This is a genomic window from Roseococcus sp. GW821-FHT12F05, assembly GCF_058806835.1.
Map to the genome: position 1 here is coordinate 266,258 of NZ_JBXAQB010000006.1, position 26,147 is coordinate 292,404.

Genomic DNA, 26,147 nt, shown 5'->3' on the forward strand with positions numbered 1-26,147 from the left:
TAGCACACTCGGCCCATGTTGAGAATCGTGGGGCTGATGAGCGGCACGTCGCTGGACGGCGTGGATGCGGCCTGGGTGGAGACGGACGGGGAGCGCGTGGGCCAGCTGGGCCCCACGGTGACGCTGCCCTACGAGCCCGCGCTGCGCCGCGACCTGCGGCGGCTGCTGGAGATGGCTCCCAACATCACGGCCGAGGACCCCTTCCTGCTCGACTGCACGGCGCGGCTGACGGACCGCCATGCCGCGGCGGTGGCGCGCATCGCGCTGGAGGCGGCGCGGGCCGGGCTGCCGGAGGCGGAGCTCATCGGCTTCCACGGCCAGACGATCCTTCATCGCCCGGTCCGGCCCGGGGATGGCCGCAATGCCCGGGGCTACACCTGGCAGATCGGCGATGCCCGGAAGCTGGCCCAGATGACCGGCCTCTCCGTCGCCTACGACTTCCGCTCGGCCGACGTCCTGGCCGGCGGGCAGGGGGCGCCGCTGGTCCCCGTGGCGCATGCGGCGCTGGCGGCAGGGCTGCCCAAGCCGCTCGCGGTGCTGAACCTGGGCGGCGTGGGGAACGTCACCTGGCTCGGGCCGGACGGTGATCTCCTGGCCTTCGACACGGGGCCCGCCAACGGCCCGCTGGACGACTGGGCGAAGCGCTCCCTCGGCAAGGACTACGACAAGAACGGGCATCTGGCCCTGGCCGGCCATGCCGACGGCGCGGTGCTGGGGCGGCTGATGGCGCATCCTTACCTGGCCCAGAAGCCGCCGAAGTCGCTGGATCGGCTGGATTTCGACCGGGCGCTGCGCGAGGCGGGCGCCCAGAACCTCTCGCCGCAGGACGGGGCGGCGACGCTGGTCGCCTTCGCCGCCGTCTGCGTGGCCGCCGCGGCCCGGCACTTCCCGGAGCCGCCGCTGCAATGGCTGGTGGCCGGCGGCGGGCGGCGCAATCCCGCGATGATGCGGGCGCTGGCGGCGACCCTCAGCGAGCCGGTGCGGCCGGTGGAGGTCACGGGCTGGAACGGCGACGCGCTGGAGGCGCAGTGCTTCGCCGTGCTCGCGGCGCGGACGGCGCGCGGGCTGCCGATCAGCTTCCCGGGCACGACCGGCGCGCCGCGGCCGCTGCCGGGCGGGCAGGTGCTGGGCGGGCTGCTCTAGGCGCATCATTGGGTGCGCCAGAGGTCGCGGCGGCCTCCGGCGAAGCGCATGAGGCGTCCGAGGAGCCCGAAGACCCGGGAATCCACGCGGTGCGGATTTTCGAAGAGCCGGAATGTGAGCCTTTGCACGGTTTCGGACAAAGCCGGCTTGGGCAGGTGGATGGAAGGGCAGGGCAGCGCCGCCTCCAGGCGCAAGGCCTTGGCCAGCAGCAGCGATTGCATCGAGGCGACACGGGCGGCGCGGCGTCAGGCGCGGCAGATGCGCAGGCGGAGGCCGGCATAGGCGGGGATGCGCGCGACGGCGATGAGGAGCCGGTCCATCACGCCGGCGCGCATCCAGCGGCGAAGCTGGCGCTGGGCGGTGTCGGGCTTTCCCAGATGCGGCGGGAGGTCGGCCCAGATGCAGCGGGTCATGACCACGTGGAAGATGGCGTCGAGGGGGCGGCGGTCGGCGGGCGGGCGGCCGGTGGAGAGGAAGGGGAGGAGGAGGGCGTATTCGGCGTCGGTGAGTGGGGTGGCGTGGGTCATTCCTCGGCTATAAGAACAGCCTCGAAAGTTCAAGGTATTTCATCCTATATCCCTTCCTTGCGATGCTCGATTCGTCCGGAGGGAGCGACCAACGCGACCAACCCAGACGCTCGCCGCGACCCGGCCGCGACACGCGCCCCGCATGATGGCCTCGCGAAGCCGGATGGACCGGCGGCACGAGCGAGGAGCATCCCATGGCCAATCCCTACCGCGGCTACACGCCGGGCCGCGACATGACCTACATGGATTGCCTCGTGCAGAAGCATAACATGACGACCGCCCTCTCCTGCACGCATGAGCTGATCCTCGCCATCTGCTGGGAGGAAGGGCTGTTCAACAATGGCTCGCAGGTGGGTGGCAGCGCCATTGGCTTCGGCCAGACGGAACCCGCGGAACTCACGCGGGTCAAGAACAAGGGCGCCATCTCCGTCGATGTCGATGCCGTACGCCGCGGCGACGACGACGAGGGCATGGAGGCGATCTGCCAGTTGCTGGACTACTACATCAGCTCCTACGGCGGCCTGAGGTCCACGGCCCTACGCGCCTATGCCGGCTACGCTTACACGGGGTTCGATCGGAAGAAGTTCCCCACGACGGACGACTGGCACAAGAACCGCCAGGGGATCATCGACGGCTGGGAAAAATGCGAGGCGGCCCTGCAGGCCATCCCGGCCTATGAGCTGAACGCCGCCGCGACGATGGCGGCCCTCGCCAAGGCCCGCCCCTTCATCCCCGCCGCGAAGTCGGGCGATGGCCGGACCTATCAGAAGGTTCTCTTCCCCAACCAGTACTGATAGCGCGCCCGGCGCCCCATGGGCGTCGGCCGATTTCGAAGGGAGACGCCACCCGCGTCGCCACCCCTTGACCGAAGCTTCACATCCCTGACCTTCGCCCGGGTCTAGCCTTCTCCGCATCCGATTGCAGGAGAACGGGAATGATCGACATCCGCGCCACCGCCGAGGGCTTCACCGCCCTGCTGAAGCAGGGCGACTTCCACGGCGCCGCCGAGCGCTACTGGCACGAGGACGTCTCGAGCATCGAGGCGATGGGCGAGCCGCGCGCCGTCTATGGCAAGCCCGCCGTCGCGGCCAAGGGCGCCGCCTGGACCGCCGCGCACGAGGTCCATGGCTTCGAGGTCGAGGGGCCCTACATCAACGAGGACCAGTTCGCGCTGACCATGCGCATCGACATCACCGTGAAGGCCACGGGCCAGCGCATGCAGATGACCGAGGTCGCGCTCTACACCGTCGAGGAGGGGATGATCGTAGAGGAGCGCTTCTTCTACTGATCAGTCCGCGCGCAGCCCGGTCGCGTTGGCGAGCTCCTGCCACTGCGCCCGGTCCTGGGCGATGTAGGCGGTGAACTCCGGGGTGCTCATGGGCATGGGGTCCGTGCCCTGGCTCATCAGCCGCTCGCGGAAGGCGGGGCGGGCCAGCAGGGTCTGCACCGCCGCGTGCAGCGTCGCCACGATGTTCGGCGCGAGGCCCGCCGGCCCCGAGATCCCGTACCAGTTCAGGACGCTGAAGCCGGGCACCGTGTCGGCGATGCTGGGCACGTCCGGCAGCACCGCCAGCCGGTTCGGCGTGGAGACGCCCAGCGCCCGCACGCGGTTGTCGCGGATGAAGGCCAGCGCGCCCGGGATGTTGTCCGTCATGGCGCCGAGGCGGCCGGCCATCAGGTCCGGCATCGCGACCGCCGTGCCGCGATAGGGGGCGTGGTTCAGCTCCAGCCCGGCCTTCTGAGCCAGCAGCGCCATGACCATGTGGCTGGACGAGCCGATGCCGGCCGAGCCGTAGTTCACCTGGCCCGGGCGCGCCTTCACGTAGGCGAGAAACTCCGGGACGCTGCGGATCGGCAGGTCGTTGTTCACGATGAGCACCGCCGGCACGCCCGCGACGATGGCGATGGGCGTGGTGTCGGTCGCGGGGTCGAAGCTGAGGCGCGTCAGCACGGGGTTGATGCCGTGCGTCGCCTGGCTGGAGGTGGTGAGCGTGTAGCCGTCGGGCCGGGCACGGGCGACGAGCTCGGTGCCGACGGCACCGCCGGCCCCGGTGCGGTTCTCGACGATGACCTGCTGTCCCAGGATCTGCGCCAGCCCCTCGGCGGTGACGCGGGCGACGACATCGGCCGCGCCGCCGGCGGCGAAGGGCGCGATCAGGCGGATCGGGCGGTCGGGGATCCAGGGCGTCTGCGCCGGCGCGGCGCGCGGGAAGGCAGATGCCGCGAGAAGCGGCAGGAGCGAGCGGCGTTGCATGCGTGAGTCCGACCTGGAGGGAAGATGAACCTCCGGTCAGCAAGCGCCGTGCCGGGTTCGGCTCAGGGCGCGTTCTCGACATGGTGGGACGGCGGCAGGTTGACGGGCCGGTAGTCCGGAACCTTGGCCATCCGCTCCAGAACCGACCGATGCAGCAGCGCCCCGTCCGGGATGAGCCGCGGCTCCGATCGCGGCAGGTACCAGCCGAGCAGATCGGAGCGGCCGGCCCATTCGCGCCATCTGACGGACTTCGGAATCCATTCCAGCGGCTTCCAGAGCAGCTTCATCGAATTGTGCAGCGGGCCCCCGGCGTCGGGCGCGACGTAGGTGTGGTTGCTGCCCGGTCGCGGCAGCCCCAGCACGAGGTGATCGATCATCCCGCGATCCGCGTGGAGGCCCTTCGCGACGGCCTCCTCGACCATCCAGTGCAACGGGTATTTCGAGAGCTGGCTTTCCGTTTCCGGATAGCCGCCGCCGATATCGGCATGCACGCCGGCGAACCAGACCTGCCGGATGTCCTGCGGGACGGCCGAGGCGGCGACATAGGGATTCGGCCTGTAGGGCTGCTGCTCCTTCCAGTGGTTGAGCCGGAACATGCGGCGGCGCTCGTCGATGGCCATGGCCTGCCGGAAGGTCTTCACGCTCGGATTCGTCCGCGTGAAGCGCAGCGTCTGGAGATCGGGGATGAGCGTGTCGCGGCGCGGGACGATCACCGAGGCCACCGTGTCCCAGACGCCGAGGAACTCGATGCGGACGGGATAGCCGCCGGCGACGCGGCTGAAGTGCCAGGCCGCCTCCAGGTCCGCGCTGCGCGCCTTCGGCTCCGGGGCGGGGGCATTGGCCTGCCGGCGTTCCTCGCGCCGGCTCTCGGCGCTGGCGCGCTTGTAGGCGGAGAGGGCGTAGCCCGCGAGGTTGAGCTGGTCCGGCGGCAGGAGCCCGATGACATGGGCGAAGGCGGCGAGGACACGCACGGTATAGGCGCCGCGGCTGAAGCCGAAGAGCCAGATCCGATCGCCGTCCCGGTAGGTCTCGCAGAGGAAGCGGTAGGCGCCCAGGACGTCGTCGTCGAGCCCGGCTCCGGTCGCCAGTCCAAACACGCTCCGGGCATTCTGACGCAGCCGCTGCCAGGCATTCTGCTGGCCGATCGTTCCGACGCCGGGATTGTAGTACACGCGCTGGCGATCGCTTTTCTCGATACTGCGGTAAAGCTTCAGCACGTTGGAAATCGTGGTGCCGATCTCGTTGCCGGTTCCGTCGCAGCAGATCACGATATTTCTGGACAAGGCCGATCTCCGATTGAAGTAAGTCACGTATGTCCACTATCATCAAATGGCGACGAAGATGGGCAGGTTTATTTATTCGAATATTCGATGAACCGACGCCGTCGGGGCCAGGGGAGCCGATGCGGGCCCGCCATCACCGATCCGCTGCGGGTTGAAGTCGCCGTCGACCCGGCAACTGCAGGCCGCACTCGACCGGAGATCCTCCGGGCGATGGACGGTAAATGCATTTCATCGTCGATGTGCCGTTGCGAGAGACAATGCGATATAATTTTTGCCAGTTTCTATAGGCCATGACTTCGAAATATTTCATTTGAGCCGCATGTCGTTCCGCGCCTACTGTCCCGATGGCAAGTACAAGGCGATCTGCAAATGGCCGGACGAATGGGTATCGGTGGTGTCGCGTCGCTGTTCCTCGCGCTGGCGGCGGGCTGCGCCGAGCTGCCTGAATACCGGCCGCCGGCTGACCTCGCCTTCGCGGAGCAGAACTGGACGGAAGCCCAGCGCGGCTGGTTCTACCACGCATCCCAGGGCACGCGGCTCATGCCGCTGGCCTGGTTCCTCGCCCTGGAGCAGCCGGGGGTCAGCCTGATCGGCTCCTCCCGCTTCGCCGCGCCCGGGTACCTGGCCCGCTTCGGCTTCCTGCCCGATCCTGTTTCGGCGGCCAACCCCCATGGGCTGCCGGTCGGCTTCGCCCCGGACGACCGCTTCCCCGCGGCCGACGGGCGCCCCGAGACGGTCGTGGGCCTGACCTGCGCCGCCTGCCACACCGGCCAGATCGAGCGGGGCGGCCGCGCCATCCGGATCGACGGCGGGCCCGCCATGACCAACACGGCCGCCTTCCAGCAGGAGCTCGGGTTCGCCCTGCTGCTGACGCAGCGATCCGACATCCGCTTCGACCGCTTCGCCGCGGCCGTGCTGGGCACGGGGATGACGTCCGAAGCCCGGCAAGGCCTGAAGGACCGGCTGGATCGCGCGGTCGCGGCCGGGCGCAGCGAGCTCGACATCGCGCAGGCGAACCGGCTCTACCCGGTGGTGGAGGGCTTCGGCCGCCTCGATGCGCTCGGTCGCGGCGGGAACTTCGTCTTCGGAACGGGGCTGAACGACCGGCGCAACTTCGCCGTCGCTGATGGGCCGGTGAGCTTCCCCGCCCTCTGGGACGCATCCTGGTTCGACTGGGTGCAGTACAACGGCGCCATCCGCCAGCCGATGGGCCGCAACGTCGCGGAGGCGATGGGCGTGCGCGCCGGCACGACGCTCACCGGCTCGCGCCAGGAACTCTACCGCACCACCGTGCGGCTCGACACGATCCACGAGATGGAGCGCCTGCTGGCCGGGCCCGCCCCTCGGGCCGGGCTGCGGCCGCCGCCCTGGCCGGAGCGGCTGCTGGGCCCGATCGACCGGGCGGCCGCCTCCCGCGGGGCGGCGCTCTACGGGGATCTTTGCGCCGGCTGCCACACGGGGCGCTGGGCGATGGCGGCGGGCGCTCCCGGCGAGGCGGAACGGCCGGAGCTGCGCCTGAACATGGTCGCGCTCGAGCACATCGGCACCGATCCGGCGGCTGCGATGAACTTCGTCCGGCGCCGCGCCTATCCGGACACCGGTTCGCGAACGCCGGTCTCCGCCGCCGAGGGGCTGCGGCGCGTCACCACCGAGGTGATCCGGACCTGGTACGAACAGAACAACATATCGCCCGCGCAGCGCCGGGAGATGGACGGCTTCCGGGACAACGAGTGGCGCGCCCTCGGCGCCTACCGCGCGCGCCCGCTGGACGGCGTCTGGGCGACGGCGCCCTACCTGCACAACGGCTCGGTGCCGAGCCTCCACCAGATGCTGGTTCCGGCCGACCAGCGCGACAGGACCTTCATCGTCGGCAGCCGGCAGTTCGATCCCGTGAATGTCGGCTTCGAGACCGGCGTCTTCCCCGGGGGCTTCCCCTTCGACACGACGATCCCCGGCAATTCCAACCGCGGCCACGAATTCCGCGACGGGCCGCGCGGCAACGGCGTCATCGGCCCGGCGCTGACGGAAGCACAACGGCGGGACATCGTGGAGTTCCTGAAGACCCTCTGACCCGCCGGCTGGTCAGATCCCCGAATTCGGGGCGTCGCACATGTAGCGGGAGAGGTGGTAGGGCCGCGCCGCAAGGCCGGAGCAGAAGCTCGCCACCACGGGCTCCAGCAGATCGAACAGCGCCTTCTGCTCGGCATTGGCCGCTTCCAGCCGGTCGCGCGCCTCCTCGGCCTCGGCTGCCAGCTTCGCCATGTCGAGGGTGGTGTGCTTCCCGTCGCGATAGACGAAGCGGCCGCCGATCATGACGTGCCGCACCGCCGTCGAATCCTCGGCGTGGATCATCTGGTTCAGCGTCGCGTTGTGCGGCATCCAGTGCGGCGTCACGAGGTCGAGGAAGACGATGTCCGCCTTCATCCCCGGCTCGATCGCGCCGATGTCGGTGAAGCCGGCCGCGCGCGCGGAGCCCAGCGTGCCCGCGAGATAGACCTGCTCGGCCGTCGCCCAGGCGTGCGGGTCGGGCGTCTGCACATGCGAGGTGAAGGCGGCGAGCCGCATCGCCTCGTACATGTTGCAGTTGTCGCCGCTGGTCACGCCGTCCGTGCCGAGCCCGACATTCACGCCGAGGTCGATCGCCCGCTTCAGCCGGAACATCCCGTTGCCGAGCTTCATGTTGGAGGCGGGATTGTGCGCGATGGAGGCGCCGCGGTCGGCCAGCAGGCGCAGGTCGTCGTCGTCCAGCCAGACGCCGTGCGCCACGGTGAACTGCGGCCCGACCAGGCCCAGGCTGTCCATGTAGCGGGTCAGGGTCATGCCGTAGCGCTGCATGCCGACCAGCGCCTGGACCTTGCTTTCGGCGACGTGGCTGTGGATGCCGACCTCGTATCTCTGCGCGAGGTCGCGGCAGCCGCAGAGGAATTCCTGGGTGCAGTGGTGCGGGATGGTGGGGGCGACGGCGAAGCGGATGTCCTCGGCGTTCCAGCGCCAGTTGCGCAGCGCCGCGTCCATGACGGCGATGGTCTCCTCCCAGGGGCGCAGCCTGATCTTCTCGGCCTCGCGCCGGAGCCGGTCGGGCAGGGCGTCCATCAGGCCGGGAATGGCCTCGTAGAGCGAGCGGTCGGCCACCATGGGCGCGACCACGGCGCGCATGCCGACGGTGGCATAGGCGTCGGCCACCGCGTCCAGCCCATCGACGGAGGGGAGCGGAATCTCGGTGCAGAGATCGTAGGCGCAGGTGCAGCCCTTGGCGACCATCTCGGCCGCGCAGAGCAGCGCCGAAAGCCGCTTGTCGGCCAGCGCGCGGCTGCCGCCGACCCAGGGGGCGGAGGCCAGCAGCGTCTCCAGGCTCCAGCGGTCGCCCTGGCCGCGGCCGAGGCCGCCATGGCCGTGGGTGTGGGCGTTGGTCAGGCCGGGATGCAGCAGGAAGCCCGAGGCGTCGACGACCGCCGTGCCCTCGGGCGCGGCGAGATTCTCGCCGACCTCACGGATCACGCCGTCCTGGATCAGGATGTCGGCGTGGGTGGCGCGGCGGCGGGTCACCTCGACCACGCGACCGCCGCGGAGAATCTGCCAGCCTGGTTCTGCCTTCGCCATGGTCTTCTCCATTGGTTCGAGGGGCTCCGCCCCTCGCGCACCCCGGCAGGAAACTGAGTTTCCTGCACCTTCCGCCTGTTTTTGGGGCCAGGGCCAAAAGCCCTGGCGGGGGTTGGCCCCGAAGGGGAGACAACCGAGGGGCAGAGCCCCTCGCTAAAACTCCGGAACGAGCTCGAGCGCCTCGATCGTCCAGCTGCCTTGGCCGTCCGGCTTCACGTGCAGCGGCAGCGCGTTGGGCGTGCGGACATTGGCGGGCAGACCCGCTTCGTAGCGAAAGGCGCGCCAGAGCGCCCCATGCGCCACCACCAGCACCGGGGCGGGCAGGGCGGTCGCGCGGTTGATGGCGCGGACGGCACGGGCGCGCAGCCCGGCGAAGGTCTCGGCGCCCTCGGGGGTGAATTTGTCGGCGATCCAGTCGTCGTACCAGTCGCCCATGGGCAGGCCTTCCTGGACGCCGAAGGCCACCTCGCGCAGTTCCTCGTCCACGAGGACCGGCAGCTTCAGCACCTCGGCCACCATGTCCGCCGTGTCCTTGGCGCGGCTGAGCGGCGAGGAGACGATGGTCCTGATCGGCACGGGATGCATCGTTCGCGCCGCGCGCTTCGCCTGCAGGATGCCGACATGGTTCAGGGGTATGTCGACATTGCCCTGGCTGAGCCCCTCGGCGTTCCAGTCGGTCTCGCCGTGGCGGAGATACCAGAAGGGGATGGGATTGAGGCTCATGCGGAGAACCCTTCGGCTGCCAGCGTGTCCGTGAGGACGGGGAGGGAGAAGAGGCGCTTCCGGTGGGCCAGGAGCGCATCGGGCGGCGCCACGCCGAGGAAGCCGGCGAGCACCGTGATCATCGCGATGTAGCAATCCGCGACGGTCACGGCATCGCCGACGATCCAGTCGCGGTTACCGAGCCCGGTCTCGACATAGGAGAGCATGTCGCCCACCCGGCCGAGGGCCGAGGCGCGGATCTCGCCCTCCGCCAAGGCCGGGCCGAAGCGGCCGGGCGCGAAGCCCGGGTGAAAGCTCCGCGGCAGGTGCCAGGCGCACCAGGAGAGCCACTCCACCACCCGCCAGCGTCCCATGCGGTCGCTGGGAATGAGGCCGCTTGCCGGCGCCATCTCGCCGATCGCCAGCAGGATGGCCGGCGTCTCGGTCAGCGCCTGGCCGTCATCCAGCACCAGGGCCGGGACCTGGCCCTTGGGGTTGATGGCCAGATATTCCGGCGTGCGGCCCTCGCCCTGGCGCAGGCTGATCTCCTTCACGTCTCCGGGCAGACCCGACAGCGCGAAGGCAAGCCTCGCGGCCAGGCTGGAACTGCGCGTGGAGACGTAGAGGATCAAGCGGCGACCGCCAGGCCTTCGTCGGCCATGACCTTCGCGACCGCCGGCCGGGCCAGCATACGCTTGTAGAAGGCGGCGACATTGGGCGGCAGGTCGAGCTTCATGCGCTCCTTGGCCCAGAAGGTGACGTAGAAGGGCGCCGCGTCGCCGAAGCTGAAGCTGCCGGCCACGTAGTCCTTGCCCTCCAGTACCTTGTCGAGCCAGGCGAGGCCCTTGGTGAAGAGCTCCTTGCCGCGGGCCGTCACCGCCTCGTGGTCGCCCTCGGACGGCGCGAAGTTGGCCGGGCGGAACATCCGGGAAAAGCCCTGCATGTGCATGGTCGCGACGGCGTAGTCCGTGACCTCGATCGCCTTGGCCTGGTCTTCGGGGGTCTCGGGCATCAGCTTCGCCGCGGGGAACTTCGCCGCGATCCAATAGGCGATGGCAGGGAACTCGGTCACGACCGTGCCGTCGTCGCGCTGCAGCGTCGGCACCTTCGACTTGGAGTTGATCGAGGTGAATTCCGGCTTGAACTGCGCGCCCTCGCGCAGGTTCAGCGGCGCCGGCGTGTAGGGCGCGCCGCTCTCCTCGAGCAGCACGTGGATGCCGAGGGAACAGGCACCGGGGGCATAGTACAGCTTCATCGGACGTTTTCCTTCTTGGTTGGGTTCAGGCGGTTTCGCGCGCGGCGGCGCGCTGGACGGCGGGGCGGGCCTGCATGGCCTCGTAATGCTTCGCGACCCTGGGCGGCAGGGTCATGCCGAGGGGGGAGGTCGCCCAGTTGGCGAGGAAGAAGAGCGCGGCGTCGGCCACCGAATAGCCCGAGGCCAGCAGCCAGGGGTCGCCGGCGATCCTGCTGTCCACCAGCTCCAGGTAGCCCCGCGCCAGCGCCTTGCCCTGTTCGACCACGCGCGGCCTGTCGGCCTCGTCGCGGGCGAAGTTCTCGGGGCGGAACTGCCGGGTGAAGCCCTGCGGGTGCACGGTGCCGCAGAGGTAGTCCATCCATTCCAGCGCGCGGGCCTCGCCCTCGACATCGGCCGGGATCAGCCCCGCCCCGGGGTTGGACTTCGCGAGCCACCAGGCGATGACCGGGAACTCCGTCAGCACGGAGCCGTCGTCGCGCATCAGCGCGGGCACCTTGGCCTTGGGATTGATCGCCAGGTATTCCGGCCTGCGGACGGAGCCGTCGCGGGTGGAGACGCGCTGCGTCTCGAAGGGAATGCCCAGCTCCTCCAGGATCACGTGGATGCCGATCGAGCAGGCACCGGGTCCGTGGAAGAGCTTCATGTGGCCTCCCTGAGGTTCAGAAGAACAGCGACGAGACCGACCTCTCCTCGCTGATGCGCCGCATAGCTTCGGCGAGAAGCGGCGCGATGGGAAGCTGGCGGATGTTGGTCGCCTCCTGCACCGCCGAGGTCGCGGCGATGCTGTCGGTGACGATCATGGTCTCGATCGGCGATTTCTCGACCCGCGCCACCGCGCCGCCGGAGAAGACGCCGTGCGTCACATAGGCGCTGACCGAGCGCGCCCCGTGGTCCATCAGCGCCTGGGCCGCGTTGCAATGGGTGCCGCCGCTGTCGATGATGTCGTCGATGATGATGCAGTCCCGGCCCGTCACGTCGCCGATGACGTTCATCACCTCGGAGACGCCGGCCTGCGGGCGGCGCTTGTCGATGATGGCGAGGTCGGAGTGGATCTGCTGGGCGATGGTCCGGGCGCGGACCACGCCGCCGACGTCCGGGCTCACCACCATCAGGTCGCGGCCGGCGAAGCGCGTCTGGATGTCGCGCGAGAAGAGCGGCGCGGCGAAGAGGTTGTCGACGGGGATGTCGAAGAAGCCCTGGATCTGGCCCGCATGCAGATCCATCGTCAGCACGCGGTCGGCGCCGGCCTGGGTGATGAGGTTGGCCACCAGCTTGGCCGAGATCGGCGAGCGGGGGCTGCTCTTCCGGTCCTGCCGGGCATAGCCGAAATAGGGCATCACCGCCGTCACCCGCCGCGCCGAGGAGCGGCGCAGCGCGTCCAGCGTGATCAGCAGCTCCATCAGGTTGTCGTTGGCGGGGAAGCTGGTGGACTGGATGACGAAGACATCCTCGCCGCGGATGTTCTCGTGGATCTCGACGAAGACCTCCATGTCGGCGAAGCGGCGGACCGAGGCGTTGGTCAGCGGCATCCCCAGCTTGTCGGCGACGGCCTTGGCCAGGGGCAGGTTGCTGTTGCACGCAACGATCTTCATCGGCCCAAATATCCCTGGTTCGGCTGGCGGGCCGTCGATAGCCTCCCGGCGCCCAAGTGTAAACTTGCCGCCCTGGCGGGAGCGTCCCTCAACCTGGGGTGGCGGCGTTGCGGATGATGGTCTGCACCCCGCCGGCGGCCTGCTCGGCCGCCACATAGGCGACATCGCCCCAGAAGCGGGAGAGCGAGCCGGCGGGGACCTCGTTGAGCTGCACGACCCGGCCGAGCTCGTGGCCGTCGCGCCGGGAGACGATCCACTGGATCTCCACCCGCTGCGTCGCCGGGTTCACCGGCATGACGCTGACCTCGGCCGTCACGGCGAAGGCCGCGCCCTCGGCGGTGTCCTGCATCACGTAGCCCAGATTGCCCAGGAAGGTCCGCATGCGGGAGGTGAGCGCCGTGTTGCCGTCGCCCGGGGCGCCGGTGATGGGGATGAACCGCACGCGCGGCGGCCCCGCCGAGATGGCGGCCGGGCTGGCTGCGGCGCGGGCCGCCTGCACCGAGAGCAGCATCTGGGTGACGCGGGGGATCGCCTGGGTGGCCACGGCGCTGATGAGCTCGGGCGTCGCCTCGGCCCAGTTCCGGGCGGGCACCGGGGTGATGTCGACGGCGCCCTGGTCCTGCCCGTCGGCATTGCGGATCACGAAGCGCGGCTGGACGTTCGCGCCGTTGACCTCCGCGGTGATCTCGAGCTTCCAGTCGAGCGGCAGGGGCGTGGTGGTGGAGATGGCCGGGACGTCGGCGGCCTGGAGGCCGTCGGCGACGGCGTCGGCCAGGAGCCTGGCATTGGTGTCGTCGAGCAGCGCCTCGGGCGGCGGGCGGACGGCGAGCCGGACGGCGAGCGGGATGGCGAGGCGCCGCGAGGCCGCGCCGGGATTGCCCCAATGGGGCGTGATGCTGTTCGAGCAGGCGCCGAGAAGAAGCAGGAGCGCCAGGAGAAGGGGGCTACGAAAGGACACAGGACACCATCGCCCCCAGGATCAGCAGCAGCAGGAAGATGAACAGGTAGGGCATGACGGGGTCATAGCACGATCGCGGATATCTGGTGCCCCAGGGGGCCGCCGCCGGCCAGGGTGCGGCGACGGTGGCTGAAGAAGCGGGCCTCGTCCGAGAGGGTGTCGAGGCCGAGGGCGGCGGCCGCCACCCCCGCCGCCTGCAGCCGCGCCACGCAATAGCCGGCGAGGTCGAACTGGAAGTGCTCGGCGTCGCGGCCGGGGGCGAAGAAGCTGATATCGGCGACGGCGTCGCGCAGGTCGGCGCGGACCTCGTAGCTGTCCTGGGCGATGCAAGGGCCGATGACGGCGGCGATGCGGTCGCGCCGGGCGCCTAGGGCGACCATGGCCTCGACCGTCGCCTCCAGCACGCCGGTGACGGCGCCGCGCCAGCCGGCATGGGCGGCGCCGATCACCCCGGCCTCGGGGTCCTGGAAGAGGGCGGGGGCGCAGTCGGCGGTGATGATGCCCAGCGCCACGCCGGGCGCCCGCGTCACCATGCCGTCGGCCTCGGGCAGGGCGTCCCAGGGGGCGTTCGCCTCGACGACGCGGGGGCCGTGGACCTGGCGGAGCGAGCGCAGGCCGGCCGGCTCGGCGCCGACGGCGCGGGCCACGCGGGCGCGGTTCTCCGCCACGTTCGCGGGCGGATCGTCGCCGCGGAGGCCGCAGTTCAGCTCGGCATAGGCGCCGGTCGAGACGCCGCCGCGGCGGGTGAAGAAGCCGTGCCGCGCCGACAGCGCGGGGTGGGTGAGGAACTCCGCCATCAGGACTCGAATCCGGCCGGGGTGGGGAGGGCAGGGTGGGCGAGGACCAGCGCCTTGAACAGCCGCCCCATGCCCTCGGGCGCGACGAGGCGCTGGGCGGCGGAAAGGACCAGGCCGGCGGAGGCCGGCTTCATCCGGGCCAGCATGGCGCTGCGGGCCATCAGGCCGAGGCGCTGGAGGAACAGGCCCATCGGGAGCGGACCATGGGCCGCCGCGCCCGCCGATCGCCCGGCAGCGGCCAGGGCGGCGAAATCAACATGGGCGGTGAGGTCGGCCTCGCCGGGATCGGCGAGCGGGTCGGACCGCTCGTTGTCGCGGAGCGCCTGGAGCGTGTCGCCGAAGCCGCTCTCGGCCGGACCGTAGTCGAGGGCGAGCAGCGCCCCGCCCTGGGCCGCGAGCCGGCGCGCCAGCGCGGCGGCGACGGTCCGGGCCGGCTCGCAAATCTCGCGGATCGCGCCTTCAGCAGCATCTTCAAAATATTCAGATGATTGTTCCACGAAGCTTCCATCCGAGATGAAGCGTTCGCGCCAACCGTCTACGCGCCGCACGAATTGCCGGATCGGCAGGGCATCGAAGAACTCGTTGGCGAGGACGATCGCGGGGCCCTCCGGCAGGGACGCGATCCCGTCGTGCCAGGCGGCCACGCGGCCCTTCAGCCGGCTGGCCTGCAGGCTTCGCAGCATGGGCGAGGTCTCGACGAGATGGACCTCCGCCGCCCTGGAAAAGCCCGGCACCATCTCGTCCACCGCCCGCAGCGCATCCGCCATCAGCGTGCCGCGCCCCGGCCCCAGCTCGGCCAGCACCACGCGGCCCGGCGCGCCCATGGCCTGCCAGGTCACCGCCGCCCAGAGGCCCAGGCACTCGCCGAAGGCCTGGCTCATCTCGGGCGCCGTGGTGAAGTCCCGCCCGATGCCCTCGCCCCTGGCGTAGTAGGCCTGGGCCGCGCGCGCCATGAAGGCGTCGAGCCGTTCCATCAGGCGCTGCGCCGGCTCCGCCAGATCAGGACGGCGCCGATCAGCACCATCGGCAGCGAGAGCAGCTGCCCCATGGTGGCCCCCGCGAAGAGGAAGCCGAGCTGCGGGTCGGGCTCGCGGAAGAACTCGCCGATGATGCGCGCCACGCCGTAGCCGGCCGCCATCGCGCCGAGGAAGAAGCCCGGCCGCCGCCGGTTCGCGGGGAAGCTCCAGAGGATGATCAGCAGGGTGAAGAGCGCGATGCCCTCCAGCCCCGCCTGGTAGAGCTGGCTGGGATGGCGCGGGATCTGCAGACGGTCGCCAGGGAAGACCATGGCCCAGGGCAGGTCGGCCGCGCGGCCCCAGAGCTCGCCGTTGATGAAGTTCGCGATGCGCCCGAAGAACAGCCCGATCGGCGCCACGATCGCGACGCGGTCGCCGAAGGACAGCGTCGGGATCTTCTGGCTGCGGGTGTACCACACCGTCGCCACCACCACGCCCAGCAGCCCGCCATGGAAGGACATGCCGCCCTGCCAGACCATCAGCGCTTCCAACGGATGGAAGAGGTAGTGGCCGGGACGGTAGAACAGCACGTAGCCCAGCCGCCCGCCGAGGATCACGCCCAGCGTCGCCCAGGTCACGAAATCGTCGACCTGCTCGGATGTGGCGACCTTCGGCTCGGCCACCACCAGCCGCCGCATGAGCCGCCAGCCCAGCACGATCCCGGCGATATAGGCGAGCGCGTACCAGCGGATGCCCAGCGGGCCGATCTGGATCGCGACGGGGTCGATCTGGGGGAATTGCATGGGCGGCAGGGGTAGCCCGCCGCCGCGACTCAGGGAAGCGGGCCCCGTCTTGCCATACCGCGCCTCACCACGCGCCGGCCCAGCCGTCCCGCCGCGGGTCGGAGGCCGCCATCCGCATGCCGTTCTCCAGCACGCGGATCGCCTCGACGCTGCAGGCGCCCTCGAGGTCGGCGACCACCTTCACCTCGTGGCCGCGCTCGCGCAGCCCGGCGATGGCGGCCTCGCCGATGCCGCGCTCGACCGTCAGCACGTCGCCGCCGGCATGGGGGTAGTTGGATTCCTGCCCGGGCTGGGAGGAGGTCCAGCGCGGCGCCTCCAGCGCCTGCTGCGGATCCATGCCGAAGACGGCGCAGGCGACCAGCACCTGGAAGTTGACCTGCACCTGGTTGTCGGCGCCGGGCGTGCCGAAGACCATCCAGGGCTTGCCGTCCTTCATCACCATCGGCGCGTTCATGGTGTGGCGCACGCGGCGGCCGGGCGCGAGCTCGTTGGCGTGGCCGGCGTCCAGGTGCCAGTAGGACATGCGGTTGTTGAGCAGGATGCCCGTGCGCCGGCCCGTCACGCCCGAGCCGAAGGCCGAGTTGAGGGACTGGATGCCGGAGACGGCGTTTCCGTCCGTGTCCACCACGCAGAAATAGGTGGTGTCGGCCTCGGCCATGGCGCGCACCGGCAGATGCGCGGCGCGCTCGCCGAGCGCTGACGCGTGGGAGGCGGCGCGCGCGGCGGAGAGCAGCCCCGTGAAATCCGGCGAGTCGCGGCCCGCTTCGAGCTCGCGGTCGAGGAAAGCGCGCTTCTTCACCTCCACCATCAGATGGATCAGCGCGGCGCTGCCCCAGCCGAGCGCCTCCAGGTCGGCGCCCTCCACGATCTTCAGCATCTGCAGCAGGGCGAAGCCCATGGAGGGCGCGGGCGTCTGCCGGATCTCGAAGCCGCGCCAGGAGATGCCGATGGGCGGCGCCAGCAGCGGCTTCACTGCGCCGAGGTCGCCGAGGGCGACCAGCGTGCCCGCCTCCGCCAGATCCGCGGCGATGTCCTGCGCGAGCGGGCCGCCGAAGAACGCCGCGGGGCCGCCCTCGGCGAGGCGCTGCAGGGTCTCGGCCAGCGCGGGCTGCGTCACCACGGCGCCCAGCGTGGGCGGCGCGCCGCCCGGCCGGTAGAGTCCGGCGCTGACCGCATCCGGTTCCAGCTTCTGGCGGTTCTCGCCGCAAAAGTGGCGCAGCGCATGGGTGACGGCGAAGCCGTCGCGCGCGGCCTCCAGGGCGGGGCCGAACAGAGCGCCCCAGGGTTTCGCGCCATGGGCGGCATGCAGCGCCGCGAGTCCCGCGACCTTGCCGGGCGTCTGCACCGAGAGAGGGCCGAAGACGGGGATGCCGCCCTCGGCGCGGTAGCGCGCGACGGTCGCCGCTTCCGGCGCCTGCCCGGTGCCGGCATAGGTCTCCGCCTGGCCCGTCCTCGCGGACCAGTGGTGATAGAAGCCGTCGCCGCCGAGGCCGGACATGTGCGGCTCGACGACGCCCAGGGTCAGCGAGATCGCCACCGCCGCGTCCGCCGCCGTGCCGCCGGCCCGCAGGACCTCCATCCCCGCGGCGGTTGCGACCGGATGGTTGGTGGCCACCGCGCCGCGGCGGCCCATGATCAGCGGGCGGCGTGCCCGGATGCCCTCATAGGCCATGGTCGGTTTCCTTTCTCAGGGAGCTCGGAGCACCGCCGTGCAGGCGGCCGGCAGGGGCGGGCGGGGGCCGGGCGGGCGAGGGCGGGGATGCCGCGCCTCGTCGCTCAGCCACCAGTCGAGGCCGGCATCGCAGCCGTCGCCGGCCGGGATGGGCGGGCCGGGGCGGCAGTCGGGCGAGCCGACCGGGCAGCGCAGGCGGACATGCATGTGGCTGTCATGCCCGAACCAGGGGCGGACGAAGTGGAGCCAGCGCTCGCCGCGGTGCATGGCGCAGAGGCTGCGCTTGATGCCGTGGTTCACGAAGATGCGCTCCACGCCCGGGCTCTCGGCCGCCAGCCGGATCAGCCGCGCATGCGCCTCGGTGAAGCGCGACGGGTCCACGGCCGACTGGTCGGGCAGGACCAGCGAGGTCTCGGGGATGCTTTCCCGGGAGGGGCGGCTCATGGCCGGTTTGCGGCTGAGGTCGAGCCAGATGTCCACGTCGATCCCGGCCTGGTGGCTGGCGTGGCCGGTGGGCATGGGCCCGCCGCGGGGCTGGCCGAGGTCGCCGATCCAGAGGTCCTGGCCCGAGCGCGCGGCGAAGGACTGGACGAAGCGGATGAGGTCCGGATGGCCCCAGTTGCGGTTCCGCGAGAGGCGCACGGCCTGGTAGCCGGGGCCCTCGGGTGGGAGCTCCACCGCGCCGGCGATGCAGCCGAGGCCGGTGGTGCCGATGACGCGGGCGGGGCCCGTGCTGGGACGACCGACGGTGGACCAAGTCTGGGAGAAGGCCGGGAAAGCCAGGAGCAGAAACAAAAGGACTTGAGGGGCTTTGCCCCTCAAACTCCCCACCAAGAAACTCAGTTTCTTGGATCTTCGATCACTGAAGGGAAGGAAGGTCCAGGAAACGAGTTTCCTGGTGGGGGAGCGCGAGGGGGCAAAGCCCCCTCGCTTACCCACGGGCCCGCTCCAGCAACCCCGTCGTGGACCGCCCCGGCAGCAGCTCCAGCAGCTCCGTCCGCCCGCCCCAGGAGGCCACCTCCTTCGCGCCGACCACCTCCTCGATCCGGTAGTCCGCGCCCTTGAACAGCCGGTCCGGCCGCAGGGCCAGGATCGCCTCCAGCGGCGTGTCCTCCTCGAAGGCGATCACCGCATCCACCGAGGCCAGCGCCGCCATGACGGCCGCGCGATCCTCCAGCGGGTTCATCGGCCGCGTCGGGCCCTTCAGCCGGCGCACCGAGGCATCGGCGTTCAGCGCCACCACCAGCCGGTCGCAATGCCCGCGCGCCGCCCGCAGCATCCGGGTGTGCCCGGCATGCAGCACGTCGAAGACGCCGTTGGCGAAGCCGACCACCAGTCCCTGGTCCCGCCAGGACTGCACCAGCCGCTGCGCCGCCGGCCAGGTGAGCATCTCGCCCGTGGCGCCCTCGGCCTCGCGTAGCGCATGGTCGAGTTCGGCCGCCGAGCAGGTCGCGGTGCCGAGCTTGCCGACCACCACGCCCGCGGCGGCATTGGCGGCGCGCATGGCCGCCTCCAGGTCGAGCCCCGCCGCGACGGACAGAGCGAGGGTGGCGATCACCGTGTCGCCCGCGCCCGAGACGTCGAAGACCTCGCGCGCCATGGTCGGCAGCGCGACGGCGGGCGCGTCGCGGCGCACCAGCATCATGCCCTTCTCGCTGCGCGTGGCGAGCACGGCGTCCACCGCCACCTCGGCCAGCACGGCCCGCGCCGCGGCCTCGCATTCGGCGTCGGAGCCGACCGGCAGGCCCGTGGCCTCGGCGAGCTCGCGCGCATTGGGCGTCAGGCAGGCCGCGCCGGCATAGCGGGAGAAGTCGCGCCCCTTGGGATCGGCGATGACGGGGATGCCGCGTGCCCGCGCCGCCGCGATCGCCTCGGCGATCACCGGCGGCGTCAGCACGCCCTTGCCGTAGTCGGAGAGGATCAGCGCCTCGGCATCCGCCAGCACCTGCGCCAGGGTCACCGCGATGGAAGCGGCCTCGGCGACGCTGGCCTCGGACACCACCTCGTCGTCCACCCGGACGATCTGCTGGCGCCCGGCGATGACGCGCAGCTTCACCGTCGTGCGCCGGCCGGCATGGCGCAGCAGCCGCGCCGCGCCGCCGAGCAGCCCGGCCAGCTCCTCCGCCTCGGCATCCTCGCCCACGAGCCCGATCAGCGCCGGCAGCCCGCCCAGCGCCGCGATGTTGCGCGCCACATTGCCCGCGCCGCCGGCCATGGATTGCGTGCGCCCGAGCCGCACCACGGGCACCGGCGCCTCGGGCGAGAGCCGGTTCGCGTCGCCGTAGAGGAAGCGGTCGAGCATGACGTCGCCGAGACAGACGATCCGGCGACCGGAGAGGTCGAGCATGGAAGGCTTCTATACCCGGACGGGCGTGGGCCGAAGAGGCGTCAGTTCAGCGCCAGCCTCAGCCGCGCGGCGGCGGCGAGGACAGGGCCGGAATCGGCCGGCGCCGCGGGCCGGGTCGCCGTGGGATAGGCGACGGCCAGGGCGGCGAGGGTGCCCTGGATCGCCTCCAGCACCGCGCCGAGGTTCGCCCCGCGCAGCTCCGGCTCGACGCGCGTGGTGCGGTCGGCGGCGGCGCGGTAGAGGCCGTAGCCGTCGAGATAGGGCTCGAGCTGGTCCGGCTCGCGCAGCGCCATCGCGTATTGCAGCGCGGCGCGGTCGGCCATGTCGGCGATGACCACGGCCTGCACCTTGGGCGTCGCGCCGATGCCGGGGGCATGGGCCTCGGCGGCGTGCAGCGCGGCCCGCACGGCCGCCACCGCCCGCTCGACCTCGGCGGTGGGCGCGCGATCGAGGGCGAGGGTGGAGGCGCGCTCCATGGCCTCGCGGAAATCGGCGACGCCGAGGCGCGTCAGCACCTCCTCCATGTCGGCATAGACCTCGGCGATGGGGTGGGCGAACATCTCGCCGGCCGCCTGGGCCTCGCCGAGCCGGTAGATGTCGTGTCCGGCGGCGTAGTGCGCGGCGATGACGTCCATGGCGACGAGGAACTCGACCGGGTCGGTGGCGGCCAGCGCCGGGTCGATGCCGCCTTCGCCGCCGGCCTCACCGCCTTCGCCGCCCTGGGTGGCTGGCGCGGCCGGGATCGCGGGCGCCGCCGGCTGCGCGGCGGCGGTGCCGCCCACCAGCGTGAAGGCGCCGAGGCCGAGCCACATCTTCGTCGAAACCCGCCGGCCGATCATCGGCGCACTCCTCCCTGAGGCGCGGCCATCCTAGCATGCCTCCATGATCCTGTGCCTTTCCCAAATCCTGAACGCCGGGCAACTTGCGCGCGTGGAGGCGCTGCTCGAAGGCGCCGAGTTCGAGGACGGGGCGGGCACGGCCGGCTGGCATGCGCGGCTGGTCAAGGCCAATCGCCAGGCGGTCGGCCGACATCCCGCGGCGCGCGAGGCCGCCGCCCTGGTGAGCGCCGCGCTGCGCGAGCACGCCGTCTTCCGTTCGGCGGTGCAGCCGCGCCGGATCGCGCCGCCGCTCTTCGCGCGCTACGGCGGGGGCGAATCCTACGGCACGCATGTGGACGACGCGCTGATGGGGAGCGACCCGCTGCGCAGCGACGTGGCCGTGACCGTCTTCCTCACCGCGCCCGAGAGCTATGCGGGCGGCGAGCTGGTGATCGAGGATTCCGCCGGCGAGCAGGCGTTCAAGCTCGGCGCCGGCGATGCCATCGTCTATCCCGCGACGAGCCTGCACCGCGTTGCCCCGGTGACCTCCGGCGAGCGGCGCGTGGCGGTGACCTGGGTGCAGAGCCTGGTCCGCGACGCCGGGAAGCGGGAGATCCTCTTCGACCTGGACACGGCCCGGCAGCAGGTCTTCGACCGCGAGGGCAAGAGCGCGATCTTCGACCTCTTGGCCAAGAGCCACGCCAACCTGCTGCGGAGATGGGCGGAGCCCTGAGCCGCCTCAGCCGCTTCGGCGCGCCATGTCGATGAAGGCCCGCAGCGCCGAGGTCATGCGCCGCTGCCGGGGGTAGTAGAGCATGAAGCCCGGGAAATCCGGGCACCAGTCGGCCATCACGCGGATCAGCCGGCCGGCCGCGATGTCCTCCAGCACCAGGTCGTCGGCCAGGAGGGCGAGCCCGAGGCCGTCGCGGGCGGCGCGCACCCCCAGCAGCTCGTCGCCGAGCGCGACCCGGCCCTTCACCTCCACGACGACGGCCTGGCCGTCCTTCTCCAGCTCCCAGCGGTAGAAGCGGCCGCTCGGGAAGCGGTGGCGGATACAGTCGTGCTGCGCCAGGTCCTCCGGGCGCTTCGGCGGCGGATGGCGCGCGAGATAGGCGGGACTGCCGACCATGGCGAAGCGGAAGGCCGCGCCGAGCCGCACGGCCACCATGTCCTCGGGCACGCTCTCCTCGTGCCGGATGCCGGCATCGAAACCGCCGGCCACGATGTCCACGAAGCCGTCATCGTCCACCACCTCCAGGCGGATCTCCGGATGAGCGGTCAGGAAGGGCGCCATCAGAGGTGCGACGATCCGGCGGATGGCGGCGCGCGAGCTGTTGAGGCGCAAGGTGCCGGTCGGCGTGGCCCGGAAGTTGTTCATCTCATCGATCGCGTCGCCCACATCGCGCAACGCCGGCTGGAGCCGTTCCAGCAGCCGCTGCCCGGCCTCGGTCAGGGCGACGCTGCGGGTGGTGCGGTTGAAGAGCGCGACGCCGAAGCGCTCCTCCAGCCCGCGGATGGCGTGGCTCACGGCGGAGGTCGAGAGGCCCGTCTCGGCCGCCGCCTTCTGGAAGCTGGAATGCCGGGCAACGGCCGAGAAGACGCCGAGATGGGCGAGATTGGGCTGCGGCATGATTGATGAATTCTCTTCAATAGGTCGTCGCGGAAATCCACTTTGCCTGAATGCGGGGCCACAGCGATTATCCCGGAAAGGACATCAGCTCGCAAACTCCGGGGGCCCAGGCCGCGGGGATGCCGGGCCGGTGCCTGTTCGCGGCGCCCCCGTCCGGCGCGCCGCCGTTCCGGAAGGATGCCCTCATGTTCCAGGTCCGCGGCTACGCCGCCCATGACGCTCGTTCGCCGCTCGTCCCCTTCAGCTTCCAGCGCCGCGATCCCGGCCCGCGGGACGTGCAGATCGAGATCCTCTACGCCGGCATCTGCCATTCCGATCTCCACCAGGTGCGGAACGACTGGAGCAGCTCGATCTATCCCATGGTGCCCGGGCACGAGATCGTCGGCCGGGTCGTGAAGACCGGTGCCGAGGTCGCGAAGCTGCGGGCGGGCGACTTCGCCGGCGTCGGCTGCATGGTGGATTCCTGCCGCCGCTGCCTCGCCTGCGACGACGGGCTCGAGCAGTATTGCGAGTACGTCCCCACCTACACCTACAACGACCGCGAGCGCGCCGACCGCGACCAGCTCACCTTCGGCGGCTATTCCGAGCAGATCGTGGTGGACGAGCGCTTCGTGGTGAAGGTGCCGGCGAGCATGGACCTCAAGGCCGTGGCGCCGCTGCTCTGCGCCGGCATCACCACCTGGTCGCCGCTGCGCCACTGGAAGGTGGGGCCGGGCGACAAGGTGGGCGTGATCGGGCTCGGCGGCCTCGGCCATATGGGCGTGAAGTTCGCCAAGGCCTTCGGCGCTGACGTGGTGATGATCACCACTTCGCCGGAGAAGGGGCGGGACGCCACGCGCCTCGGCGCCGACGAGGTGCTGGTCTCGCGCGACGCGGCCGCCATGGCCGCCCAGGCCGCGAGCTTCGACTTCCTGCTCAACACCATTCCCGTGCCGCACGACATGAACCCCTACCTGGCCCTGCTGAAGCGCGACCGGACCATGGCGCTGGTGGGCGTGCTGACGGAGCTCTCGCCGCCGATCCAGGGGATCAACCTGATCGCAGGCCGGAAGAGCGTGGCGGGGTCGGCCATCGGCGGCATGCCGGAGACGCAGGAGATGATCGATTTCTGCGCGGCGCACGGGATCGTCAGCGATGTCGAGATCGTGCCGATCCAGGCGGTCGACGAAGCCTATGAGCGGCTGCTGAAGAACGACGTGAAGTACCGCTTCGTGATCGACATGGCCTCGCTGCGGCAGGAGGCGGAGGCGGCCTAGGCGGCCGGGCCTCAGGCGCTCCTCGCCGTCCGGCAGCCGGCCTGGAGCGGACAGGACCGGCACGACATCCGGTCGTGCTGGCAGAAGGTCTGGCCGTGGCGCTTCATGAGGACGTGCAGATCGACGTAGTCGCGTGCGGCCCAGTCCGGCGTCGCCTCCATCACCTTATCATAGACCCGGAAGGTATCCGCCTTCGGGCCCACGATGCCGATGTGCCGCATGACCCGCTTCACATGCGTATCCACGACAAAGGCAGGCCGGTTCAACGTGCTGAAATTCAGCGTCGAGGCGGCGATCTTGCGTTTCACGCCCTTGAACCGCTCCAGCCAGGCCAGCGCCGCCGTGACCGTGAGACCGCCCAGGAAATCGAGGTCGAAACTTCCCCGTTCGGCCCAGATCCGGCGGAGAGCTTCGATGACCTCCGGAGACTTCCCTTCCGGGAAGTTCACATCGGCGATGACCGCGGTCACGTCTGCCGCGTCTGCCTGCATCAGCGCCTTCCAGTCGGGATAGGCATCCACCAGCCGATCAAAGGCGGAGGAAGAAACCGCATCCAGCGTCTTGCTGCTGATCATCGATTTCACGAGCTGAGCGATGGGCTCCCGCACCGATACCCAATCGTAGCTGGGCGCCGTCACGGCGAGCCTGTCGCGAATACGCTCGATTTCGGTCCTGGCTCCCAGGTCGAATGCCATCTGCATGGGCGGAGAAATAGAACATAAAGAGAACAAATCAAGCGGTGGCTTCAGCGGAAAAGGTAGTCCGCAGGCAGGCCGAGGCGCAGGCACGACTGCACCGCCGGGCTCGAGGGCAGCATCAGCCCGTCGGAAAAGCGCGCGGCCGCGCGCACCAGCGGCGCCTCCCAGGACCGGAGGCCGTATCGCGCCGTCAGGCCGAGCCGCGCGCGTACCCAGCCGGGCACGATCTCCACGGCCGCGCGGAGAAGCATGCCCTGCATCGGCTGGGCCGCGGCGGGAAGGGCCGGGGCGCGGCGCATGATCTCAAGGAATTCGAAGACGATGGGCGAGGGCTCCAGCTGATTGCGCATCGTCCCGAAAAGCGCGTGCAGCTCGGCCTCCGAGGCCGGCGCCTCCAGCGCGCCGTAGAGCCGCGCGGCCGGTGCGCCCTCCGCATAGAGGCGGTCCAGCTCCTCGGGCGCGAGGGGACGCACGTAGCGATGATAGGCCTCGACGAAGCCGAAGCCGGCCGTGGCCTGCACCCAGCTCAGCAATCCCGCGTCATTGGCATGATAGGCTGCGCCGGCCGGCGTGCGGCCGGCGACCTTCTCGTGCATCCGGACCACCCCGGCGATCATGGCTTCGGCGACGCTGCGTGGGCCGTAGACGGTGACCATCGCGGCCAGGCCGGTGCGCTGAAGGCGCGGAACCGGGTCGGTGCGGAAGGAGGAGTGCTCCCAGACGCCGGTGCGCACGCCGGGCTCCGCCAGCTCCAGGATCACTGCCGTCACGCCGCCGATGAAGAGCGCCACCGGGTTCTTGAAGACGCGCCAGGAGACGGAATCCGGCGGGACCAGGGCCGGCTCGCCGGCCGGCTGCGAGAAGTCGATGGCGGGGCGCCCCGGCACATGCAGCATGTCCCGCGCCGCCTCATCGAGGCGCCGCTGCATGGGGCGGAGGATCGGCCAACGGGCGGCGATGTCCGTCATGCGACCCGCTTCACGAGCGAGGCCGCGTCGGCCGGCGCGCGGACCTTCGCGTCATTGTCGAAGAAGACAAAGACGTCGCGGCCCGATTTCCTGGGGCGAGCCGGCTTTCCGGCATGCGTCCCGTCCGGCGCATCGCGCCCCTCCGACCATGCGCCGACGCGCTTCGCCCAGAGGTCCAGCGCCTTGTCGCCGTAGCCGCTGGCATAGAGCTGCTCGGAGCCGTGCAGCCGCGCGTAGACGAAGTCGGCGGTCACATCCATGAGCAGCGGCCACTCCACCGTATCGGCGCAGACCAGCGCCACCTTGTGCTTGCGCAGCAGCTCGATGAACTGCGGCGTGCAGAAGCTCTCGTGCCGGATCTCGACGGCATGACGCAGCTTGCGGTGGCCGTCGGGGGCGAGCCAGCTGCGGTTGTCCAGCCTCGTGTCGTGGCGCTTCGCCAGCGCCACGGCCTCCTGGGTGTCCTTCGGCAGCAGGCCGAGGAAAGCGTCGAAGCGTTCCGGGTCGAAGCTCATGCGCGGCGGGAACTGCCAGAGGAAGGGCCCGAGCTTCGGCCCCAGCCGCAGCACGCCCGAGGCCAGGAAATTGGCCAGCGGGACCTCGATCTCGCGCAGCCTCCGCATATGGGTGATGTAGCGCGAGCCCTTCACCGCGAAGAGGAAGCCGTCGGGCGTCTCCTCGCGCCAGCGGCCGAAGGCGTCGGGCTTCTGCAGCCCGTAGAAAGTGCCGTTGATCTCGATCGCCCGGAATTTCTCGGCGGCGTAGGCGAGCTCCCGCTTCTGCGGGAGGCCCTTGGGATAGAAGGCCCCGCGCCAGCCCGCATAGGTCCAGCCCGAGATGCCGATGCGGATGTCGCCCTTGGCCATTCCGGCGAAACGGTTGGCAGGG

The 26,147-nt window shown here is 70.8% G+C and carries 27 protein-coding genes; 6 read left to right on the forward strand and 21 right to left on the reverse strand.

Annotation, left to right across the window (positions count from 1 at the left end):
• Window positions 1-18: 18 nt before the first annotated feature.
• Complete coding sequence (locus AC1ROY_RS17615; protein WP_493150208.1) at window positions 19-1,143, forward strand: anhydro-N-acetylmuramic acid kinase; 1,125 nt, start codon at window positions 19-21, stop codon at window positions 1,141-1,143.
• A gap of 245 nt (window positions 1,144-1,388) precedes the next feature.
• Here AC1ROY_RS17615 and AC1ROY_RS17620 read toward each other — a convergent pair whose 3' ends face one another.
• The gene (locus AC1ROY_RS17620; RefSeq protein ID WP_493150161.1) at window positions 1,389-1,670 is read right to left on the reverse strand and encodes a transposase; all 282 of its coding nucleotides are present in this window, start codon (window positions 1,668-1,670) and stop codon (window positions 1,389-1,391) included.
• A 194-nt stretch (window positions 1,671-1,864) separates the two neighbouring features.
• On the opposite strand from AC1ROY_RS17620, the gene AC1ROY_RS17625 reads away from it, so the two are divergent.
• Complete coding sequence (locus AC1ROY_RS17625; RefSeq protein ID WP_493150162.1) at window positions 1,865-2,464, forward strand: hypothetical protein; 600 nt, start codon at window positions 1,865-1,867, stop codon at window positions 2,462-2,464.
• A 140-nt stretch (window positions 2,465-2,604) separates the two neighbouring features.
• Window positions 2,605-2,958 (forward strand): SnoaL-like domain-containing protein, encoded by a 354-nt coding sequence (locus tag AC1ROY_RS17630; RefSeq protein WP_493150163.1) that lies wholly within the window; start codon window positions 2,605-2,607, stop codon window positions 2,956-2,958.
• On the opposite strand, the gene AC1ROY_RS17635 is transcribed toward AC1ROY_RS17630, so the two are convergent.
• Together AC1ROY_RS17635 and AC1ROY_RS17640 are read right to left on the reverse strand one after the other, a co-directional pair.
• The gene (locus AC1ROY_RS17635) at window positions 2,959-3,924 is read right to left on the reverse strand and encodes a Bug family tripartite tricarboxylate transporter substrate binding protein (protein WP_493150164.1); all 966 of its coding nucleotides are present in this window, start codon (window positions 3,922-3,924) and stop codon (window positions 2,959-2,961) included.
• A gap of 62 nt (window positions 3,925-3,986) precedes the next feature.
• Complete coding sequence (locus AC1ROY_RS17640) at window positions 3,987-5,207, reverse strand: T6SS phospholipase effector Tle1-like catalytic domain-containing protein (protein WP_493150165.1); 1,221 nt, start codon at window positions 5,205-5,207, stop codon at window positions 3,987-3,989.
• 369 nt (window positions 5,208-5,576) lie between these two features.
• Here AC1ROY_RS17640 and AC1ROY_RS17645 point away from each other — a divergent pair, with 369 nt between their 5' ends.
• On the forward strand, window positions 5,577-7,277 hold the full coding sequence (locus tag AC1ROY_RS17645; RefSeq protein WP_493150166.1) for a di-heme-cytochrome C peroxidase: 1,701 nt from the start codon (window positions 5,577-5,579) through the stop codon (window positions 7,275-7,277).
• Window positions 7,278-7,289: 12 nt separating this feature from the next.
• Here the strand turns inward: AC1ROY_RS17645 and AC1ROY_RS17650 are convergent, their stop codons facing one another.
• From AC1ROY_RS17650 to AC1ROY_RS17715, 14 genes are all read right to left on the reverse strand, one after another.
• Window positions 7,290-8,807 (reverse strand): amidohydrolase family protein, encoded by a 1,518-nt coding sequence (locus AC1ROY_RS17650; protein ID WP_493150167.1) that lies wholly within the window; start codon window positions 8,805-8,807, stop codon window positions 7,290-7,292.
• Window positions 8,808-8,960: 153 nt separating this feature from the next.
• The gene (locus tag AC1ROY_RS17655) at window positions 8,961-9,530 is read right to left on the reverse strand and encodes a histidine phosphatase family protein (RefSeq protein WP_493150168.1); all 570 of its coding nucleotides are present in this window, start codon (window positions 9,528-9,530) and stop codon (window positions 8,961-8,963) included.
• Complete coding sequence (locus tag AC1ROY_RS17660) at window positions 9,527-10,141, reverse strand: glutathione S-transferase family protein (protein WP_493150169.1); 615 nt, start codon at window positions 10,139-10,141, stop codon at window positions 9,527-9,529. Before AC1ROY_RS17660 ends, AC1ROY_RS17655 begins: the two co-directional genes overlap by 4 nt.
• Complete coding sequence (locus tag AC1ROY_RS17665) at window positions 10,138-10,764, reverse strand: glutathione S-transferase family protein (RefSeq protein ID WP_493150170.1); 627 nt, start codon at window positions 10,762-10,764, stop codon at window positions 10,138-10,140. Before AC1ROY_RS17665 ends, AC1ROY_RS17660 begins: the two co-directional genes overlap by 4 nt.
• Window positions 10,765-10,789: 25 nt before the next feature.
• On the reverse strand, window positions 10,790-11,407 hold the full coding sequence (locus tag AC1ROY_RS17670) for a glutathione S-transferase family protein (RefSeq protein ID WP_493150171.1): 618 nt from the start codon (window positions 11,405-11,407) through the stop codon (window positions 10,790-10,792).
• A gap of 16 nt (window positions 11,408-11,423) precedes the next feature.
• The gene (locus AC1ROY_RS17675) at window positions 11,424-12,356 is read right to left on the reverse strand and encodes a ribose-phosphate pyrophosphokinase (RefSeq protein ID WP_493150172.1); all 933 of its coding nucleotides are present in this window, start codon (window positions 12,354-12,356) and stop codon (window positions 11,424-11,426) included.
• Window positions 12,357-12,444: 88 nt separating this feature from the next.
• On the reverse strand, window positions 12,445-13,314 hold the full coding sequence (locus AC1ROY_RS17680) for a hypothetical protein (protein ID WP_493150173.1): 870 nt from the start codon (window positions 13,312-13,314) through the stop codon (window positions 12,445-12,447).
• A gap of 62 nt (window positions 13,315-13,376) precedes the next feature.
• Entirely contained in the window at window positions 13,377-14,111 is a 735-nt protein-coding gene (pgeF, locus tag AC1ROY_RS17685) for a peptidoglycan editing factor PgeF (RefSeq protein WP_493150174.1), read from the reverse strand.
• Window positions 14,111-15,085 (reverse strand): class I SAM-dependent methyltransferase, encoded by a 975-nt coding sequence (locus tag AC1ROY_RS17690; protein ID WP_493150175.1) that lies wholly within the window; start codon window positions 15,083-15,085, stop codon window positions 14,111-14,113. Before AC1ROY_RS17690 ends, pgeF begins: the two co-directional genes overlap by 1 nt.
• Complete coding sequence (gene lgt, locus AC1ROY_RS17695) at window positions 15,085-15,870, reverse strand: prolipoprotein diacylglyceryl transferase (RefSeq protein ID WP_493150176.1); 786 nt, start codon at window positions 15,868-15,870, stop codon at window positions 15,085-15,087. The genes AC1ROY_RS17690 and lgt overlap by 1 nt, the downstream gene beginning before the upstream one ends.
• 64 nt (window positions 15,871-15,934) lie before the next feature.
• Window positions 15,935-17,542 (reverse strand): gamma-glutamyltransferase family protein, encoded by a 1,608-nt coding sequence (locus tag AC1ROY_RS17700; RefSeq protein WP_493150177.1) that lies wholly within the window; start codon window positions 17,540-17,542, stop codon window positions 15,935-15,937.
• 15 nt (window positions 17,543-17,557) lie between these two features.
• Entirely contained in the window at window positions 17,558-18,337 is a 780-nt protein-coding gene (gene mepA, locus AC1ROY_RS17705; protein ID WP_493150178.1) for a penicillin-insensitive murein endopeptidase, read from the reverse strand.
• A gap of 136 nt (window positions 18,338-18,473) precedes the next feature.
• Window positions 18,474-19,889 (reverse strand): D-glycero-beta-D-manno-heptose-7-phosphate kinase, encoded by a 1,416-nt coding sequence (gene rfaE1, locus AC1ROY_RS17710; RefSeq protein WP_493150179.1) that lies wholly within the window; start codon window positions 19,887-19,889, stop codon window positions 18,474-18,476.
• 41 nt (window positions 19,890-19,930) lie between these two features.
• Window positions 19,931-20,728 (reverse strand): hypothetical protein, encoded by a 798-nt coding sequence (locus tag AC1ROY_RS17715; RefSeq protein ID WP_493150180.1) that lies wholly within the window; start codon window positions 20,726-20,728, stop codon window positions 19,931-19,933.
• A 43-nt stretch (window positions 20,729-20,771) separates the two neighbouring features.
• On the opposite strand from AC1ROY_RS17715, the gene AC1ROY_RS17720 reads away from it, so the two are divergent.
• Window positions 20,772-21,440 (forward strand): Fe2+-dependent dioxygenase, encoded by a 669-nt coding sequence (locus AC1ROY_RS17720; RefSeq protein WP_493150181.1) that lies wholly within the window; start codon window positions 20,772-20,774, stop codon window positions 21,438-21,440.
• 6 nt (window positions 21,441-21,446) lie between these two features.
• On the opposite strand, the gene AC1ROY_RS17725 is transcribed toward AC1ROY_RS17720, so the two are convergent.
• Window positions 21,447-22,337: a LysR family transcriptional regulator gene (locus AC1ROY_RS17725; RefSeq protein WP_493150182.1), complete on the reverse strand. Its 891-nt coding sequence runs from the start codon at window positions 22,335-22,337 to the stop codon at window positions 21,447-21,449.
• 185 nt (window positions 22,338-22,522) lie between these two features.
• On the opposite strand from AC1ROY_RS17725, the gene AC1ROY_RS17730 reads away from it, so the two are divergent.
• A complete protein-coding gene (locus AC1ROY_RS17730) occupies window positions 22,523-23,593 on the forward strand; it encodes an NAD(P)-dependent alcohol dehydrogenase (protein ID WP_493150183.1) in 1,071 nt (356 codons plus the stop codon).
• Window positions 23,594-23,604: 11 nt separating this feature from the next.
• Here AC1ROY_RS17730 and AC1ROY_RS17735 read toward each other — a convergent pair whose 3' ends face one another.
• From AC1ROY_RS17735 to AC1ROY_RS17745, 3 genes are read right to left on the reverse strand one after another with little or no spacing between them, the layout of a single operon-like run.
• Window positions 23,605-24,288, reverse strand: a complete 684-nt coding sequence (locus AC1ROY_RS17735; RefSeq protein ID WP_493150184.1) for an endonuclease III domain-containing protein — start codon at window positions 24,286-24,288, stop codon at window positions 23,605-23,607.
• A 50-nt stretch (window positions 24,289-24,338) separates the two neighbouring features.
• Window positions 24,339-25,259 carry an oxygenase MpaB family protein gene (locus AC1ROY_RS17740; protein WP_493150185.1) on the reverse strand — a complete coding sequence of 307 codons (921 nt, stop codon included), beginning with the start codon at window positions 25,257-25,259 and terminating at the stop codon, window positions 24,339-24,341.
• Entirely contained in the window at window positions 25,256-26,125 is an 870-nt protein-coding gene (locus AC1ROY_RS17745; protein ID WP_493150186.1) for a DUF72 domain-containing protein, read from the reverse strand. The genes AC1ROY_RS17740 and AC1ROY_RS17745 overlap by 4 nt, the downstream gene beginning before the upstream one ends.
• Window positions 26,126-26,147: the final 22 nt, after the last annotated feature.

Bases quoted from the DNA above. Each gene is read 5' to 3' on its own strand.
- AC1ROY_RS17620 (WP_493150161.1), bottom strand. From the start codon at position 1,670: ATGACCCACGCCACCCCACTCACCGACGCCGAATACGCCCTCCTCCTC.
- AC1ROY_RS17625 (WP_493150162.1), top strand. From the start codon at position 1,865: ATGGCCAATCCCTACCGCGGCTACACGCCGGGCCGCGACATGACCTAC.
- AC1ROY_RS17630 (WP_493150163.1), top strand. From the start codon at position 2,605: ATGATCGACATCCGCGCCACCGCCGAGGGCTTCACCGCCCTGCTGAAG.
- AC1ROY_RS17635 (WP_493150164.1), bottom strand. From the start codon at position 3,924: ATGCAACGCCGCTCGCTCCTGCCGCTTCTCGCGGCATCTGCCTTCCCG.
- AC1ROY_RS17645 (WP_493150166.1), top strand. From the start codon at position 5,577: ATGGCCGGACGAATGGGTATCGGTGGTGTCGCGTCGCTGTTCCTCGCG.
- AC1ROY_RS17650 (WP_493150167.1), bottom strand. From the start codon at position 8,807: ATGGCGAAGGCAGAACCAGGCTGGCAGATTCTCCGCGGCGGTCGCGTG.
- AC1ROY_RS17655 (WP_493150168.1), bottom strand. From the start codon at position 9,530: ATGAGCCTCAATCCCATCCCCTTCTGGTATCTCCGCCACGGCGAGACC.
- AC1ROY_RS17665 (WP_493150170.1), bottom strand. From the start codon at position 10,764: ATGAAGCTGTACTATGCCCCCGGTGCCTGTTCCCTCGGCATCCACGTG.
- AC1ROY_RS17670 (WP_493150171.1), bottom strand. From the start codon at position 11,407: ATGAAGCTCTTCCACGGACCCGGTGCCTGCTCGATCGGCATCCACGTG.
- AC1ROY_RS17675 (WP_493150172.1), bottom strand. From the start codon at position 12,356: ATGAAGATCGTTGCGTGCAACAGCAACCTGCCCCTGGCCAAGGCCGTC.
- pgeF (WP_493150174.1), bottom strand. From the start codon at position 14,111: ATGGCGGAGTTCCTCACCCACCCCGCGCTGTCGGCGCGGCACGGCTTC.
- AC1ROY_RS17690 (WP_493150175.1), bottom strand. From the start codon at position 15,085: ATGGAACGGCTCGACGCCTTCATGGCGCGCGCGGCCCAGGCCTACTAC.
- lgt (WP_493150176.1), bottom strand. From the start codon at position 15,870: ATGCAATTCCCCCAGATCGACCCCGTCGCGATCCAGATCGGCCCGCTG.
- AC1ROY_RS17700 (WP_493150177.1), bottom strand. From the start codon at position 17,542: ATGGCCTATGAGGGCATCCGGGCACGCCGCCCGCTGATCATGGGCCGC.
- rfaE1 (WP_493150179.1), bottom strand. From the start codon at position 19,889: ATGCTCGACCTCTCCGGTCGCCGGATCGTCTGTCTCGGCGACGTCATG.
- AC1ROY_RS17715 (WP_493150180.1), bottom strand. From the start codon at position 20,728: ATGATCGGCCGGCGGGTTTCGACGAAGATGTGGCTCGGCCTCGGCGCC.
- AC1ROY_RS17720 (WP_493150181.1), top strand. From the start codon at position 20,772: ATGATCCTGTGCCTTTCCCAAATCCTGAACGCCGGGCAACTTGCGCGC.
- AC1ROY_RS17725 (WP_493150182.1), bottom strand. From the start codon at position 22,337: ATGCCGCAGCCCAATCTCGCCCATCTCGGCGTCTTCTCGGCCGTTGCC.
- AC1ROY_RS17730 (WP_493150183.1), top strand. From the start codon at position 22,523: ATGTTCCAGGTCCGCGGCTACGCCGCCCATGACGCTCGTTCGCCGCTC.
- AC1ROY_RS17735 (WP_493150184.1), bottom strand. From the start codon at position 24,288: ATGGCATTCGACCTGGGAGCCAGGACCGAAATCGAGCGTATTCGCGAC.
- AC1ROY_RS17740 (WP_493150185.1), bottom strand. From the start codon at position 25,259: ATGACGGACATCGCCGCCCGTTGGCCGATCCTCCGCCCCATGCAGCGG.
- AC1ROY_RS17745 (WP_493150186.1), bottom strand. From the start codon at position 26,125: ATGGCCAAGGGCGACATCCGCATCGGCATCTCGGGCTGGACCTATGCG.